General features: G+C 54.0%; 13 protein-coding genes and 1 rRNA gene. 1 reads left to right on the plus strand and 13 read right to left on the minus strand.

Going from position 1 to position 17297, the window contains the following annotated elements:
- Positions 1-23 precede the first annotated feature (23 nt).
- The 11 genes from purD to tilS all read right to left on the minus strand — a co-directional run bounded on the left by purD (position 24) and on the right by tilS (position 15632).
- A complete protein-coding gene (gene purD / locus EI42_RS24805) occupies positions 24-1286 on the minus strand; it encodes a phosphoribosylamine--glycine ligase (RefSeq protein ID WP_111325351.1) in 1263 nt (420 codons plus the stop codon).
- Positions 1287-1306: 20 nt separating this feature from the next.
- Entirely contained in the window at positions 1307-2797 is a 1491-nt protein-coding gene (gene purF / locus EI42_RS24810) for an amidophosphoribosyltransferase (protein ID WP_111325338.1), read from the minus strand.
- 72 nt (positions 2798-2869) lie between these two features.
- Positions 2870-3628, minus strand: coding sequence for a phosphoribosylaminoimidazolesuccinocarboxamide synthase (locus tag EI42_RS24815; protein ID WP_111325339.1), 759 nt, complete (start codon positions 3626-3628; stop codon positions 2870-2872).
- Positions 3629-3705: 77 nt separating this feature from the next.
- The gene (gene purM, locus EI42_RS33475; protein ID WP_111325340.1) at positions 3706-5562 is read right to left on the minus strand and encodes a phosphoribosylformylglycinamidine cyclo-ligase; all 1857 of its coding nucleotides are present in this window, start codon (positions 5560-5562) and stop codon (positions 3706-3708) included.
- Complete coding sequence (gene purL, locus EI42_RS24825; protein WP_211326337.1) at positions 5559-8621, minus strand: phosphoribosylformylglycinamidine synthase subunit PurL; 3063 nt, start codon at positions 8619-8621, stop codon at positions 5559-5561. The genes purM and purL overlap by 4 nt, the downstream gene beginning before the upstream one ends.
- Before the next feature lie 208 nt (positions 8622-8829).
- The gene (locus EI42_RS24830) at positions 8830-9726 is read right to left on the minus strand and encodes an N-acetylmuramoyl-L-alanine amidase (RefSeq protein WP_111325342.1); all 897 of its coding nucleotides are present in this window, start codon (positions 9724-9726) and stop codon (positions 8830-8832) included.
- Positions 9727-9913: 187 nt separating this feature from the next.
- Positions 9914-10924, minus strand: coding sequence for an NAD(P)H-dependent glycerol-3-phosphate dehydrogenase (locus EI42_RS24835; protein ID WP_111325343.1), 1011 nt, complete (start codon positions 10922-10924; stop codon positions 9914-9916).
- Positions 10925-11087: 163 nt separating this feature from the next.
- Positions 11088-11951: a heme NO-binding domain-containing protein gene (locus EI42_RS24840; protein WP_111325344.1), complete on the minus strand. Its 864-nt coding sequence runs from the start codon at positions 11949-11951 to the stop codon at positions 11088-11090.
- 132 nt (positions 11952-12083) lie between these two features.
- Positions 12084-13136 (minus strand): pyridoxamine 5'-phosphate oxidase family protein, encoded by a 1053-nt coding sequence (locus EI42_RS24845; protein ID WP_111325345.1) that lies wholly within the window; start codon positions 13134-13136, stop codon positions 12084-12086.
- 370 nt (positions 13137-13506) lie between these two features.
- Complete coding sequence (hpt, locus tag EI42_RS24850) at positions 13507-14091, minus strand: hypoxanthine phosphoribosyltransferase (RefSeq protein ID WP_111325346.1); 585 nt, start codon at positions 14089-14091, stop codon at positions 13507-13509.
- A 23-nt stretch (positions 14092-14114) separates the two neighbouring features.
- The gene (gene tilS / locus EI42_RS24855) at positions 14115-15632 is read right to left on the minus strand and encodes a tRNA lysidine(34) synthetase TilS (protein WP_111325347.1); all 1518 of its coding nucleotides are present in this window, start codon (positions 15630-15632) and stop codon (positions 14115-14117) included.
- Between the two features lie 111 nt (positions 15633-15743).
- On the opposite strand from tilS, the gene def reads away from it, so the two are divergent.
- Positions 15744-16274, plus strand: coding sequence for a peptide deformylase (gene def / locus EI42_RS24860; RefSeq protein WP_111325348.1), 531 nt, complete (start codon positions 15744-15746; stop codon positions 16272-16274).
- 76 nt (positions 16275-16350) lie between these two features.
- Here def and EI42_RS24865 read toward each other — a convergent pair whose 3' ends face one another.
- Both EI42_RS24865 and EI42_RS24870 read right to left on the minus strand, forming a co-directional pair.
- On the minus strand, positions 16351-16710 hold the full coding sequence (locus EI42_RS24865; protein WP_137686143.1) for a hypothetical protein: 360 nt from the start codon (positions 16708-16710) through the stop codon (positions 16351-16353).
- Between the two features lie 270 nt (positions 16711-16980).
- Positions 16981-17297, minus strand: a 23S ribosomal RNA gene (locus tag EI42_RS24870); the annotation flags it as partial.

Below are 17297 nucleotides of genomic sequence, written 5' to 3' on the forward strand. Positions count from 1 at the left end.
AATGTCCTCTGTTCTATTGCACATTACCGCCCGCGTAATGCTCGATGAGCAATATCGCGTCGATAGTGCATGCCTTCAAAAGAGATCAGTTTCGCAGCCTCATAGGCTTTCGTAACGGCCTCTTCCAGAGTTTCACCGCGAGCCGCAACGCTCAGAACGCGCCCGCCAGCCGTAACCAGTTGCCCGCCGTCAAGCTTTGTGCCCGCATGAAAGACCTGCACGCCATCGAGCTGATTGGCCTCCTCAATGCCACTGATCGGCAGTCCGTTCTGATACTTGCCGGGATAGCCACCGGAAGCCAGCGTCAGGCTAACCGCAAAACCCGGATGCCAGAGCTCTTCAGGCGTGACCTGCTTCCCTTCAAGCACATCCAGCAGATCGGCCTTCATCAGAATCATAAAGGCCTGCGTCTCAGGATCCCCGAAACGTGCGTTATGTTCCAGCACCATCGGGCCATTTTCTGTCAGCATCATATTGCTGTAGAGGACGCCCTTGTAGGTGATATTGCGCTGCTTTAACGCCCGCAAGGTCGCTTTGACAATGCGCTCTTCCACCTGCTGCGCTTGCTCCTCACTCACGAAAGGCAGCGGAAGATAGACGCCCATACCGCCGGTGTTGAGGCCCTCATCATTATCGAAGGCGCGCTTGTGATCCTGGGAGAACTTCAGCAGCACATAGTCCTCACCATTACAGATCGCGGTAATGCTGACCTCATCGCCCTGTAAATAATCCTCAATCACCACGATATCGCCAGCCGCGCCGAAGACGCGCCGAACCATCATATCCGCTAACGCTTCCTGTGCGGTCTGCATATCCAGCGCGACAATTGCGCCTTTGCCTGCCGCATTGCCGTCAGCTTTCACCACAACCGGTGCACCATGTGCCTCAAGATATGCCTTTGCCTGCTCATAATCGGTAAATGAGCGGTGCTGAGCGGTGGGAATGCCAGCCTCGCTCATCAGTTCTTTGGCGAACGCCTTGCTCCCCTCGATCGCGGCTCCTGCTTTATCGGGACCAAAGACACGGAGCCCACGCTGCTCGAAGATATCAACGATTCCATCAATCAGCGGCGCCTCAGGGCCAACCACCGTATAGTCAATGCGGTTTCGCTCCACAAAGTTGGCTAAAGCCACCACATCCTCAGCGCTGATCGGGATGCACTCTGCATGGGGCATCATGCCAGGATTGCCAGGAGCGGCGTATACTCTGGCAACGCGTGGGCTCTGGGCCAGCTTCCAGACCAACGCATGCTCTCGCGCCCCTGAACCAATAACTAAAACGCGCACGTTTTTCATTCTCCTTTGCTCTATTTCTTCCCCTTGATAATAGCATCGCGAGGAACGAAGCTCAGCGGAGCCGGACCATGCTTGCGCTCAATCTGCGGATCAAACGGCCAGCCCTGCTTTTCCATACAGCCATAGCAGAACTCCCGGTTGAGCAACTCGATGCCTTCCTGATCGTTCAACTCATACGCATGCGCTCCGGCACTATGAATAGCGCGTCCCAGGCCGGGCAGACTCAAATAGCCCAGGCTCTCGACCCCGATATAGTCTGCCACTTCCTGAATGCTGCGCCCCGCCGCGATTAATTCGGTATCGCGTGGAATATCGATCCCAAAATAGCAGGGATGTCGCAACGGAGGCGAGCTGATCCGCAGATGGATCTCCTTCGCGCCATAGTTGCGCAATGCCGAGGCCAGCCGCTTGACCGTGTTGCCACGCACGATAGAGTCATCAACGATGATCAGGCGTGCCCCCTCGATCTTCGGCCGCACAAAGTTAAACTTCAGATCAACCTCTAGCTGACGTAAGCGCTGATCCGGTTTGATAAACGAGCGATCACTGTAGCGGTTCTTGATAATGGCCTGACTGTAAGGAATACCCGAGACCTCAGCGTATCCCAGAGCAGAGGGGATAGAGGAATCCGGAACGGGCACCACCAGATCAGCTTCAACCGGGTGCTCGCGTGCCAGTTCACGGCCCAATGCCTCACGCACAAAATAGGTGTAGCGGTCATTCAGGCGCGAGGTAGCGTCGGAAAAGTAGATATATTCAAATACACAGAGCGAGTGTGTTGGCAGATCGATCAGCATTTCGCTCTGTATACCATTCTCATCAATCGTAATCAGTTCGCCCGGCTCAACCTTGCGCACAAAAGTAGCTCCCGTGCGATCCAGTGCACAAGACTCCGAGGCAACGATCCAGCCATTGCCCAGACGTCCAATACAGAGCGGACGTAGTCCCCAGGGATCGCGAGTCGCGTAGAGCTTGCCGTTCGCCAGGATCACCAGACTGAATGAGCCACGCAACATCTGCATGACCTCATACATGCGATCACGGAACGTTTTTCCCTCGACGGAGAGTAATAGCCAGGCAATCACCTCGCTATCTGTTGTTGAAGACAGCGCTTCTGGTGGGAATGCATTCCGTAGCGTTGCGGCATTGACCAGGTCGCCGTTATGAGCAATCGCGATCGATTCCGCCCGGCCACCGACAACAAAAGGTCCGGCATTCTCGACACAACTGGAACCGGTTGTAGAGTAGCGCACATGCCCGATGCCGCATCTCGACCAGGGAAGATTTGTTCCGGAGTCGGGGAACACCTCGCGGACCTTCCCCATACCAACGCGATGCGAGATGGTGCCATCCTCGTTGTATACAGCCATGCCCGCGCTCTCCTGCCCACGATGTTGCAGAGCGCTCAGGGCCAGGGTAAGATAACGCCGCACATCCAGACTAGCATTGTCCTGTGGCGTATAGATCCCCACCACACCACAAGCCTCATGTAGTCGCTCCATGATAGCTCCTCTCTGGCATACTACCAGACGTATTCAGATGGTTCAGCCATAAAACCATGAAAACGCAAGACATTACAACTTCAGTCTGCCGGTCAGATCCGCAACCAGTGCGTAGCGGTCGGCAATATCCTGTAAACTATCCGCGGTGACTTCGCGTAGATTGCGGTACACTTGCTTGTCCAGCATGCGGTTTTTATCGCCACCGGGCCATAGACGCCAGCTATCATTGTCAATGACATCAGCCACCAGCAGTGTTCCTTCAGCGGTGCGACCGAACTCAATTTTCAGATCGACCAGCACAACATCAACGCCAGCCCAGGCCTGCTCAAGCACCTCAAAAACCTGACGGCCCATATTCGCCATCTGCTCAATCTCGGCCTCGGTAGCTATACCTGACTGAACGATATCCTGCGGCCAGATTTGAGGATCGTGGCGTACATCGTCCTTTAAAAAGGTTTCAATGAGCACCGGGTCAAAGCGCGTTCCCTCGCTCACCTCGGGATGCCGCTTGAGAAACGAGCCAGTCGCCAGCCGACGCTGTACATGCTCTATCGGGAGCATCGAGCAGTGACGTACCAGCAGCGTCACCTCATCGACCTGGCGGACAAAGTGTGTGGCAATGCCTGCCTCGTTCAACAGGTGAAAGACATTAGCCGTCGTCTGCGTGCTCCAGCGAGATTTTCCAGCCAGCTCATTGCGGCGGGCGCCATCACCGGCGGTAATAGCATCCTTGTTCACGATGTAGACCAGCGAGCTCTCTTCAGGATGCGCGTAGATCTTCTTTGTTTTTCCTTCGGCAAGCAACGGCCCAAATTCAGGCTTCTCGTTCATCTCATTCTCCTTCCACAAGTAGAGAACCACAAAGAGGGCGAACCTCACGGACCGCCCTTCTTCAAGGTCGTATCGGTCTATTGAATGACGACACCCTGACCGGCCTCGATACGACCGATCTGTATCAGTTCAGGAATGCGGCTTCGGGCCTCTACTGCTGCCTTAGGGGATAGGACCAGAACCATGCCAATGCCCATATTAAACGTCTGATAGAGCTCCTCTTTCGGCAGGTTGCTTAAGCGAGCCAGTAACTGGAACAGGGGTGGAGTCTTCCACGAAGCGGTCTGAATCACAGCCTGCAAGCCAGTTGGCAGAATGCGTGAGATATTGCCCTGGAAACCACCACCAGTAATATGCGCCATTCCTTTGATAATCCGTCCACGAATCGCCAGGTAGGAACGGAGATCCATAATCTCATGGAGATAGCTTCGATGCGGTCGCAACAACGCATCAACCAATGACTCACCAAGTTCCGGCAAGACGGTATCCAGCGAGTACGGAGCCAGCAGTTTACGAGCCAGAGAATAGCCATTTGTGTGCAGGCCATTAGAAGGGAAACCAAGCAGAACGTCGCCCTGCTCGATCGTTTGCGGGTTGGTCATCTCATTGCGCTCAACGACGCCAACAATCGTCCCGGCCAGATCAAAGGCCCCCGGAACATACACATCCGGCATCTCTGCGGTCTCGCCCCCAATCAGCGCACAACCGGCCTCCTGACAGGCCTTCGCCACGCTCTCAACGATCTGCGAAACCTGGACCGGGTCAAGCTGGCTGGTTGCGATATAATCGAGGAAGAAGAGCGGTCTGGCTCCCTGTGTCACCAGATCGTTGACCGAATGATTGACGATATCATAGCCAATCGTATCATAGCGACGCGCCTGTGCGGCAATCAACGTTTTCGTCCCTACACCATCCGTAGAGGCAACCAGCGCGGGGTACTGCATCTTTTTCAACGCCTCGGCGCTGAAGGCTCCAGCAAACGCACCTATCCCGGCCAGCACTTCGGGCCCATGAGAGGCCTGCACCGACTTTTTCATCAACTGCTTGGCCTGCTCAGCAGCGTCGATATGCACACCACTATCAGCATAAGAAGTAGCGCCTGTATCGGCTTTTTTGGTCGGCGTAGGGGCGCTGACCGCGACCATCGTTCTGGAAAACTGCTGAGCGTAGCTATAGGCATTCTGGAAGATAATCAGGCCATCGCCCTCACCGTTCGCCAGTCCCCGATGCTGCGGATGTTGCAGTGCGGAGACATAGCGCTCGGGATGCGGCATCAGGCCGAGCACGTTCCCCTGCTTGTTACACACGCCCGCAATGTTTCCCGCGGAGCCGTTCGGGTTCTCGGGATAGCTCACTGCCGAGCCGGTACGCCCGGTCGCGGTCGCATATACCAGCGGGACCATGCCGTTTGCCTCCAGATCCGCAATATCGCCAGAGAAGACAAAGCGTCCCTCCCCATGCGCGACCGGAATTTCCAGCGGACGATCAATATCCCGGGTAAAGATACAGGCGCTTGGCTGCGTCGCCAGCGTTGTCCAGCGGCATTCAAAGCGAGCCAGTTCATTTTCAGTCAGCGTCGCGCGTTGGGGCAGTCCGGTATCATCGAAGACGCCGGGCAACAGGCCAAAGCGCACCAGCACCTGAAAGCCGTTACAGATGCCAAGCACCGGGCGTCCCTCATCAACAAACTGTCGGAGCTGTTTCCCGAGATGCAGCATCAGCTTTCTGGTCATCAGGTTTCCTGCACCCAGATCATCAGCATAGGAGAAGCCGCCAGGGAGCAGGAGAAAATGGTAATCAAGCAAGCGATCTGGCTGCTTACTCAGCTCATTAATATGCACCAGATCGGTATCAAACCCGGCCAGACGGCAGGCATACACCGCCTCACGATCACAATTTACTCCGGGAGCACGTAGAACAATAGCGCGGGTCATGCCTGCCCTCCTTTCCAGGCTTCCTGGAGCTCTTCAACACTCAGGTTGATCAATTCTTTCTCGCCATTGACAATCACAAAGCGATCATCCTGCGTCACTCTGCCCAGATAGGTCAGATTCGCAGCGCCTCGCATCTGCAGTTCAAAGGCACCAACCTGCTCGGGAGTCACCTCAACCAGGAAACGAGTCTGAGATTCACTGAAGAGACGCACCAGATCGAGCGCAGCGGGCGTCACTTCTCGTAGGGTTGGCTCAAGGCGCTCCTCGTCCTTCGCTCTGACATTCAGCATACCAACCTGAGCGACATCGAGGCGCACGCCAAGCATACTCGCAAGTGACATCTCAGCCGCCGCAACAGCCAGACCACCTTCGGAGAGATCATGACAGGCACGAACCAGTCCCCTACGAATGGCCTCTCCAAGTGCTTTCATAGCCACAAAGGCAGTGGGAATCTCGACCTGTGGCACCTCGGTTTGTGGCAAGACATTATGCAGCGAACCCGGATCAACAACCTCACTCAGATGTGAGCCAGCCAGTTCATTGCGCGTGCGTCCAACCAGATAGAGCAGGTTTCCAGGCGTCTTGAGCGCCATATCTACCGTCTTTGCCGCATCCTCAATGACACTGACCGCCGAGATCACCAGCGTGGGGATCACTGGCAGGCGTTTGCCATCGGCACGGTACTCGTTATTCAGGCTATCTTTTCCAGAGATAAAGGGCACTTTGAACCCGACAGCGGCATCATAACAGCCCTTCACCGCACGGACCAGCGTGCCAAGCTGCTCGGGGTCAGTCGGATTGCCCCAACAGAAATTATCAAGAATGGCAGTTCGCGTGATATCGCCGCCAACAGCCGTAATATTGCGCAGTGCCTCATCCACCGCATTGACAGCCATATGGTAGGGATCTACCGTGCCATGCAGCGGATTCACACCATTTGAGAGTACAACCCCGGCCCGCGTTTCTTCACCCAGAACCGGCTGAAGAGGCTGAAGCACGGCGGCATCACCCGGGCCATTGCCAGCGCGTCCAACCAGCGGCTTGCGAATGGTCGCCCCCTGAACCTCGTGATCGTATCGGCGCACAACATCTTCTTTTGAAGCGATCGAGGGATGACGCAATAGCGCCAGCAAAGCGGGGCCATAGGAGCTACCAAGCGCATTCGCAGATGCAACAGAAGTCGTCGACGCCGTGTCGGGCCGCTTGCGCGTCCAGGTCGCCTCTAAGGTGCGCAGCGGGCAACCATCATGCAGAAATTCCATCGAGATATCTGCGACAACCTGCCCCTGATAGGTCACAGTCAGTCGCTTGTCGCGAGTAAACTCACCAATCACGCTGACCTCAACCTCTTCGATCTCACAGATATCTAGTAGCGCTTGCAGTTTCGCGGGAGGAACCGCCAGTACCATGCGCTCCTGCGCTTCAGAAAGCCAGATTTCCCAGGGCGCAAGTCCCTGATACTTCAACGGCGCATGGGCCAGCTCAACACGGGCGCCGGTCTTTGCCGCCATTTCACCCACCGCAGACGAGAAGCCACCCGCACCACAGTCGGTAATCGCGTTGTACAGGCGACGGTCACGCGCCTGGATCACCGCTTCCGTGACCTTCTTCTCGGTCATCGGCGCACCAATCTGAACAGCGCTACCTGCCTGCGTATTCAGCTCATGACTCATCTCGCCAGAAGAGAAGGTCGCACCATGAATACCATCGCGTCCCGTTCGCCCCCCCAGTACAACAATCAGATCGCCGGGTTGAGGCGCGTTGGGATGACTTCCGTGAGGTAACACACCCAGACAGCCGCAGAAGACCAACGGATTATAGATATAGCCCTTGTGATACAGGATGGCTCCGTTCACGGTCGGAATGCCCATCTTGTTTCCATAGTCGCGAACGCCGTTGACAACGCCACTGGCGATACGACGCGGAGAAAGGACGCCCTGCGGCAACTCTTCGACAGGTGTATCAGGCGGACCAAAGCAGAGAATATCGGTGCAGGCAATCGGCTGAGCCGAGACGCCCAATACGTCACGAATGACGCCACCAACACCGGTATTCGCGCCGCCAAACGGTTCAATTGCCGAGGGATGATTATGTGTTTCGACCTTAAACGCCAGATCATGGCTTCCGGTAAAGCGAATAATCCCGGCGTTGTCGCTGAAGGCCGAAACAAGATAAGGATGCTGCACCTCTTTGGTTGCACGCATGATATAGCTCTTCAGCAGGCCATGAATGGTTTCTTGTGCCTGCGTTTGCCCCTGCTCGTCCTGTTCGCGATACTCAATCGTCGCCTTGAAGGTCTTATGCGAACAATGCTCCGACCACGTTTGTGCGATTGTTTCAAGCTCAACATCGGTCGGCTCGCGTCCAAGCTCACGGTAATGGGCCTGAATCGTGCGCATCTCCTCAAGGTTCAGGGCAAGCAAACCGGAACGACTGAGCTCGATCAGCTCATTGTCATTCATCCCGGAAATGAAAACAGTCGTCACATGCACCTTCCGCTCGCTTGCATCCGCTTGCGCGACAGTGGTTGGCTGGACGACTGGTTGACCTTCGTTGCCTCCGCTTGCACGGTCCCCTGCACAATGGATCTCATAGGTTTGAATAACCGGATTAAAGAGCAGGGATTGCGCGATAAAACGAACATCCTCCTCGCTTAAGCGCTGATCAAGCAAGAACCGCAGACCGGTCTCAACGTGCTCAAGCCCCTGAATTCCCAGCATCTTCGCGCCTTCGATCACGCTTTCGGCCAGAGTATCAGTGACCCCTGGATGGTAGAAAACATCCACCGTATGCACGTCAGCAGCATATCCTACCGGTCGAGCCTCCTGTACAACGGGATCAACAAGCAACTGTTGCTTCAATTGCTCAAGATCCGTGTCACTCAGGGAACCGGAAAGGTGATAAAGCTGAGCGGTACGGATAAAAAGAGGGGTGTCAACAATCGTAGCGAGTGAAGGAAGAGAATGAATCGGTAATTGCAATATATCCTGGACAAGCTGCCGAGCATACCCATCGTATGAATCGGAAGTTGCCCGTACCTCTATTTGATATAATGTCACTTTTCTTAATCCTGGCTGGCTCTGGAAAAAAGGTCCTGTCAGAATGTTGTCCCACCAGACCAGTTTACAACACCTCATCCGATGGGACATGTTCATTGTAGCACTAAGTTTACACGGTGCGCAAATTACCATGAGCAATAAGTGTGTGCCTGACACTTATTGCTCATCTGGCAATGCATCCTGTTCTCAGAGTGCGCGTGCAACGTATTTATTCCTGGTGCGAAAGGCGTTGAAGCAGCGCCGAGAACACGTTGGCCGATTGCGCTTTCCCATACGGTGAGGAGAGATGGAGCAGGTACACGCTGCCACTGCCCGGAGGCCAGTCAAGCTGGTGGCGCGGATCATAGGCGACGATGCCCCGTTCAAACCGCTGAACAGCCGTTCCCTGCCTGGGGTAGAGTTCCCCGGTACGAGGGAGCCCCAGATAGGTCAGGCCATTGAAGCCATTTCCACCAAAGGAACGATAAAACTTGAGAATGGCCCCATAGATAGTCAGGCCGTTTTTCTTACAGCGCCAACGATCAGGGCCCGCGTCTTCAAAGTAGTTTGCGACCTCCGGATGTGAGAGACTGATCATATCTCCCTCCTCTAAAAAACGAAAGAGATCGTCCCAGGGATAGGGCCCGGGACAACGGCTTCGATTCACCGGATCAAGCGAAAAGTGGCCGGTAATGCCGCCGTCACCATCAGCCTTCCGCATTGGGATGCCATGACGCTGGCAGATGTGCAGAATGAGACGAAAGCTTGCATCACGCTGCGCATCCGTCAGCTCGTCCGAATTATCGGTGCTCGGCTTGACATGCTCAATGGAGATCGTGACATTATTAGGATTGACGTCTGTCGGCCACCAGGGATCATGGCCCGCGGTCAGACCGCCGTTGGCCCACGCCCCGTCCTTTTCGCTGACACACTGTACAATGGTTCCATCCTGACCCACCACATAATGGGAGCTTACCTGACTATCCTCACGCTGGAAGTAATAGCCGACTTCCTGTGCTGTATGAAAGCCCGCAGTACCATGAAGTACGATCCATTTTGGAGAGTGACCGTCCCGATTCGGGAAGTAATTGGGGGAAGGTATCCAGACCACACCATCCTCATCCATACATACACTCCTTCGATCCTATTGACTCAACTATTCGACGAGTAGAGGGATGTGAGTCAATTGCACTAAAAAGTATACCTAAAAATTGTCAGCTTGTGAAGGGATTTTGTCACAAAAAATCCGTGAAATGGAAATTTTCGGGAGGCACAGCATTTCAGCATATGCCTCCATATATCAGAGGAAAAGATTAGATGATGCCCTCCAGTTCTCCCTTTGGATCGCGCAGCATCAGTTCAGCAACCGCCTGATGAGGGTCCTGATTGTCAAACAGGACATGACTGAGTTGTTCGGTAATAGGTAACTCCACGTGATAGCGCTTTGCAAGCTGAAGCGCCGCCTTCGTCGTAGTGACGCCTTCCGCGACAGAATGAGTAGATTGCAGAATATCAGCAAGGCGCTCTCCCGCAGCGAGCCGCCGCCCGAGCTGCTGATTGCGGCTCAAAGGGCTGGCGCAGGTTGCGATCAGATCACCGATCCCGGCCAGACCAGAAAACGTCAGGGGATTGGCTCCAGCAGCGATCCCCAGACGCGCGATTTCGGCCAGCCCACGTGTGATAAAGGTTGCCTTCGCGTTCTCGCCATACCCCAGACCATCGTTCATCCCTGCACCAATCGCAATGATATTTTTCAATGCGCCCCCAAGCTCAACACCGACCACATCATCCGAGGAATAAACCCGAAAATAAGCTGTCGACAGCAGATCACGGCAGGTAATCGCAACAGCGGGCTCGACCGCAGCGACAACAGCGGCTGTCGGTTTCTCCTGCGCCACCTCCTGGGAGAGATTGGGGCCGCTGAGGGCCGCAAGCCGTTGGGCCGCGTCCGGAATCTCCTCCGCTACCACCTCTGTCATACGCTTCAATGTGCCTATTTCAATTCCTTTACTGGCGCTCAGGAGGAGCGTCTGCGCCTCAAGATAGGGCTTGAGCAGGCGCAGATTTTCACGCATGCGCTGTGAGGGAGTGACCAGGAGCACGAGATCTTTCTGAGAGACTGCCTCAGCGATATTGGACGTTACTTGAAGTGTGTCGGGGAAAGGAAAACCGGGCAGGAAAAGTGTATTCTCTCGTCTCTGCTGCATCACGCTTGCCCGCTCGGGCCGATGCTCCCAGAGGGTCGTAGCAAGCCCTTTCTTCGCCAGAAGACGCGCCAGCGTTGTTCCCCAGGCACCGCAACCGATCACACCGATAGCTACCATGAAATGTTCTCCTGACAATTCAGAATAATGCTTTTGCAAGAAGGACAATGTTTTTCTGGTTCATTGTAGCATAGCAGAAAAGCGAGGAATAGCCGTCAAAGAGGAAGACAGGTAATAGGAGAAAGGAAGGCAACCGGGAGGCTACCTCCCGGTTCCTGATATGCTAGCGGAGATGCGGAGCCGCAGGCACGCGCCAGTAGCGCCGACGGTCAAGCGGCTCATTGGAATTGAGCCCGGTGCTGGCAACCAGACCCGCCGCCTGTAGCTGCTGTAGTGCGATCAATAACGCGCTCGGGCGCAGGGTAGACGCCTGAAGCAGCTCATGTTGTCCCCGTCGCATGATTGCAAGCAGGTCATACAACATCAAGGCCTGCTGTGGATCCTCTGGGAGCACCTGCAACACCATTTCCGCCAGTTCTCGCTGTCGCTTCCGTTTACGGTTTGCTTCAGGATCCTGGAGACCCGATCTTTTGCCGGGAAAGAAGCGAACCTTCAACACACATGCCTCGGCTCCCTGCTTCATACATGCCAATTCTTCAATCTGAACCGTCTCCCCATAGCGTTCAGCCGCTCCCTCGATTGCTCCATAGAGCAGCGAACACAAGGTACGGCCATTTTGATAGATCAAGAAAAAGGCTAAGGGATCATCAGGAGCCTTTTCGTAGCGGAAAAGCGGCGGCGTTACCATTTCCGATGCGCGATGCATCTGCGCATGAGCCTCGCCCATTTTCAACAGCAGATCACGCCCGCTGGTCACAGAATCCAGCAGATAAGCACAACGATGGTTGGTGGTAATATTGGTGATAAAATAACGCCCATATTCCCGTAATAGCTGATCGACTGACACCCCTTGCGCCTGAGAAGCCAGCATGACGCCCCGTACGACCTCTTCATCGAGGTAAATGTGTTCAATCAAGGGCTGGTTATCCTGTGGTTGACCCATACTATCGCGATACCATGACAGAAACTGCTCGCCATAGCGCTCGCGTAAGTATTTTTCCCACGTGTAGACAACTAATCCATGCATATACTATTTTCCTTGCTTCCATTCCTTCTTTTTATCAATCTCTCGATAAAACCGCCAGAGAAGCCGTTACTACAACCTTTCAACCGTACGTTCGCTCTCGACGGCAAAAGAGCCCTGTCACCTCACCAAAGCTCAACTGTCGTATGTATGAGACGAAACGAAGTACGAAGGGGCGGTTGTGTTTGTATTCGCGCTGGTAAACACCAGATGCTGCTTTTTCCGATCCTGATTAAACCGGAGCTCTTTCTGAATCTCGACATCAGTCACGGTCAGGGCAACAATCCGTTCAGCAGCAGGGAAGTGGTGCAAACGATCAGGCGGAACATCCGCACGATCAAACACCTGCGCCTGCCCGACAATACAAACAGCCATCTGAGAGACATAATCCGGTACAAGTAGTGCCGCTTTTCCCGTTTCGAGAATATTCCCTATAGCCTCAAAAGCTCCATTCCCTCGATAGTCAGGAAGTAAAATGGTCCCGCGTGGACTTGCCTGATTCGGCGGCAACGTCACAAGAAAACCTTTTGAGCCCCCACGGTGATTGAGCGCGTATTGTCTCTGCTCATCGACGGAACAGAGAAAACAAATATGACGCTGCGCCAGATAGGCACGTACCAGAGGAGAGAGGTACGTATCACCCGCTCGTTTCACTGCTTCTGCCAGTGCGGCTTCACCGGTTGAGATCTCGGCGGAAGCAGTCAGACCGGCAACCGAACTGCGTACATAGCGAGAACAATGAAAAAAGGCTTGAGTTACATGCAGCAAAAGCCAGAAGGAATCGCTTTCCTCACCAAGCATCACCTCGGCCTCTCCCTGAACGCACAACCGCTCGCGAGTGGCGTGCTGCACAAAGCAATAGCTGAGCTTGACGGGTTGACCTGCTAACAGTTGATGAAGAATACCATACAATAGGTGTGCCGAGCGGTAGCGCTCGTGCATAAAAGGGATTTTCAGGACACAGGTATGAGCATCAGGGGTGAGAATGAAACCTCTATTCCCCGCAATAATCATACTACGCGGCTCCCATTGCATGCCGGGGCCAGAGACAACGCAGAATGATTGCCGTGAAATAAATGCTCGGGCCTCATCGCTGAGATAAGGCGTTTTCTTTCGATCGAAATCGGCTCCTGAATCCTGCGTCCCCCAACGTGCCCGGGCCTCCATTTGCCCTTTAGAAACATGCATGAAACCTGCCTCCTTGCGATATTAAAGTCAGAGCACAGCTACTGAGAATGGTGGAGAACCAATTGTAGCAGAAAAGACGAGGCACCCTTTTGCGAAAATGTTTCTCGCTTCCCCGTGTAGCTGCCTCTCGCAGCTCCCACATCGGGATATGTTCATACAATCACTTTGTGTGTTCCAGTGTATTCCTTCCGACCTGTAGATATAACTATACACATCCTTACTACGAAACAGCAAGCTTTCTCGTATCGAAAGGGTACAGCTTACCTATTTTTCCCCCATCATTGTCGTGAAAAAGGTGCCAGAAAGGAAAGCATCGCACCTTTTCGGGGAGATGAAACACGACAATGATAGAGGAAAGCTCTTTTACACGTTATCGCTTCTCGGCTGGACTGCTATGCTCTTTCTCTGGCTCTTCGGTTCCGCCATAGACGGAGGGTTTCAGGATCCCGATATAGGGAAGGTTGCGATAGTACTGTGCGTAATCCAGCCCATAGCCAACAACAAACTTATCTGGTATCGAGAAGCCGAGATAGTCAACAGGAACTGTCTTGGCCCGGGGCCGCTCCTTATCGAGCAGTGCACAGATACGCAGGCTCAGCGGATTGCGGCGTTTCAGCATGTCCACAAGGTATGCCAGCGTTAAACCGCTATCGATGATATCTTCGATAATCAGGACATGTTTATTATCAATGGGCCCTTCGAGATCTTTGACAATACGCACAATGCCGCTGGACTGGGTGCTATTGCCATAACTCGAAATAGCCATATAATCGATCTCCAGAGGCAGCTCAATCGCGCGGGCCAGATCGGCAATGAAGGGGACTGCCCCTTTCAGGGTACCAAGTAACAGGACGTTTTTGCCGCGGTAATCCTCGGTAATTTGCCGCCCCAACTCCTGAATCCGCTCCTGGATTTGCTTTTCAGTGAATAAAACTTCTGCGATATCTTCGTGCATGAAAACCTCTCTTCCGGCATTCTTTATTTTCTATTCTCGGACAGCACAGGCATTTGTTGAGTTGAATCAAAATAAACCAGAGACAAACGAACAATCTGTCGCGTCTCCGCCGTCAAACGGGCACGATGGTCAATGCCAATTCCCGCCAGCCAGACACAATGTGACTGATTGAAAAAGAGCGGAATAGAATCGCGCTCAAATCGTGGAATATGTCGATCAACCAGAATATCCTGTACCTTCTTCTCATGGTTCATTCCCAAAGGCTGCATCCGATCACCCGGTTGCCGCCTGCGTATCCATAAACCATCCCGGGCGCAGGCTCCATCAATATAGACAGTATACCGATCGGAGGGTAGCAGCCGCCAGACTGTTGACCAATCCTTCCGGCGCACCGCATCCCGGACCAGCTCAGTAAGCTCCACTGGCACCAGTTCGGCACTCGCTTTCCAGTGCATACCGGACAGCAACCGCGTACCGGGCACAGAGAGAGCCACCGGGAGGGGTTCCACCTCGACGCCTGTTTGTAGAACTGGTACCAGGAAAAAGCGCACCAATTCACCATTGCGCATCAGGCGTATCCGCTCCGGTAAATGGAATGAGTGCTCTTCACCGGTTTCCTGCGCAAGCAACTGTTCGATCAGCTTGTAATGGCGTAATTCCAGCGGCGACTGTCCGCCACACAAACGTGCGGTCACGCGGCGCAACAGATGTCGCTGAAGGGACAGAGGCAAGGCCAGCAGGGCAGCACGCCGAAGCTGGATCTCGTCCGCAGAACTGGAAAGAACCACCGAATCCCAGCATGCATTGATCTGTGCATCAATCCAGGCAGCATCGACCTGCATCACCTCTGAGGTACGCAGCAGCGTCGCTCGAAAGCCGGGATTGATAGACTCTAACAGAGGAAGCAACTCGTGCCGAATACGATTCCTGAGGAAACGAATATCGCTGTTGCTTTCATCTTCGACCGTGTCCAATTGATGCTGTGCACAATAGGCAAGCGTCGTCGCACGATCAAGCGTGAGCAAGGGACGAATAATATCGTGCTGCACAGGCTGCAAGCCAAGCATGGCAGTAATTCCACCACCTCGTAACCAGTGAAGCAGCAGCGTTTCAACCTGATCGTCCAGGTGATGCGCGACCGCGATGCGGCTCCCGGGAACCACGGAGCGGAGGAAGCGATAGCGGGCAGCTCTGGCGGCATCTTCAAGAGAGCGCCGCTCACGTCGCGCCAGTGCCTGTACATCCTCGCTACCCAGAGTGAAAGGCAGTTCCAGAGAGGCCGCCAACTGAGCCACAACCGCCGCATCTCGCTCGCTGGCCGAGCCACGCAACTGGTGATTCAGGTGAGCCACATGCAGGCGCACTGCGGCGAAAGCTCTTCCCGGTCCACAAAGGCGCGACAGGATATGGAGCAAACACACCGAATCTGTTCCCCCGGAGACAGCAACAACCACTGTCCCTTGCTCTGGCAGGAGCTGGTGTTCAAGAATATATGTTTTCACCGCCTCAACAATCGGGGCGGTGTCTTGTTCAAACTTCATAGTAAATTGCGCCTGGCATTCCTGTATGATACGATATAGATTAATTATAGAGGCAGAGTAGAGGACTCACAAGAGAGATAGTATCGCAAAACGACGAGGGTTGCATTTACAATGGCTATTCGTAAAATCATTACCATAGAAAATCCGATTCTGCGGCAAAAAGCGAAAAAGGTACGTCGCTTTGATCCTTCCCTTCAAAAGCTCGTCAACGACATGTTCGAGACTATGCACGCAAATAATGGCGTTGGTCTGGCCGGTCCCCAGATTGCCCAATCGATCCGCGTGCTGGTCGCCGAGTATGAAGATGAAGAGGCTGGAAAGCATTACAAGACCGCGCTCTTCAATCCTGAAATCATCAAAGCCGAAGGCGAAGCACGTGGAAGCGAAGGCTGTCTGAGCATCCCGGGATATCTTGGTGAGAACATTCGCCGGGCCACAAAAATCACAGTGAAGGCCCAGGACGTTCACGGCAAGCCGGTCAAGGTTCAGGCCGAGGGCTGGTTTGCTCGTATCTTGCAGCACGAGATCGACCACCTGGATGGCATCCTCTTTATTGATCGACTGGACAGTCCGGACGACCTATACGAGGTCAAGCCCGAGGATCTGGAAGAAGCCGCCGAGGAAGCGCCCGTGCTTGAATAGAAGAAAACGAAAAAGAGCTTGTTCCGCACAGGTAACAGGCTCTTCTTTTTATTTCATGCCTGCTCAAAGGCCCGGCCTACAATTTCTGTTGTTTCCGCAAAATTTGCACGCTCTGTTTCCCTAATGCCTGCTCACACTCCGGACAGACATAGAAACCCTCATCACGGTAGTGCAGCTCACTGAGAGGAAAGTACAGGTAACAGATGCCACAACGGCTTGAATCCGGCTGGCTGGCAACCTGGCGATCATGCTCAAACAGCTCACGAAGTGATTCCAGCATCTCTTCAAAATCAAAGGGTGACGAAGAATAGCTGAAACGCTCAGAACCTCCTGTCAGTTGTCCGGTCGGATGCGTTGCGCGCTCCCGCCGCGGATTGTAGCCATTCCCTCCAGTTGAGCTACTACCCATTCCTGAATGACTATGATAATTGCTCAAAGCAAGATTCTCCACGCTTCTTTACAGACTATAGGGTGCGCTCTATCCGCTCATTATATCTCGAAAGCGGTATCTTGTCGATAAACCACAAGCTTCGGCGTGTAATCGAGCAAGTGAATAGGCTTTGTACAGCAAAAACACAATAAAAAAAGGCTTGCCGATTCGGCAAACCTTCTCACGTATGAAGTAGCGATTGAAAAAGCGTATGCCTCAATTTTGCCGAGCACATCAAACAGCGCCAGCGAAGTCGAAATCCATAAAGCATGCAGGTGAAACAAGCCGTTCGACCATTAGTCCCGTTCCGCTTCGCCTGTTACCAGACGTCCACGCACGGTCTATCTACCAGATCTTCTTTCTGGGGTCTTGGCTCCCTCCTCTCAGAGAGAGCGGGAAGACTCTTCTTGGGGTCGGCTTCGCGCTTAGATGCTTTCAGCGCTTCTCCTTTCTTGACGTAGCTACTCAGCTCTGGCCCGGGCAGGCCAACTGACGCACCAGCGGTCAAGCCATCTCGGTCCTCTCGTACTGAAGATGACTCCCCTCAATCTTCCTGCGCCCACGACGGATAGAGACCGAACTGTCTCGCGACG

Origin of the sequence: Thermosporothrix hazakensis (genome assembly GCF_003253565.1) — a bacterium.
GTDB classification, from domain to species: Bacteria; Chloroflexota; Ktedonobacteria; order Ktedonobacterales; family Ktedonobacteraceae; genus Thermosporothrix; species Thermosporothrix hazakensis.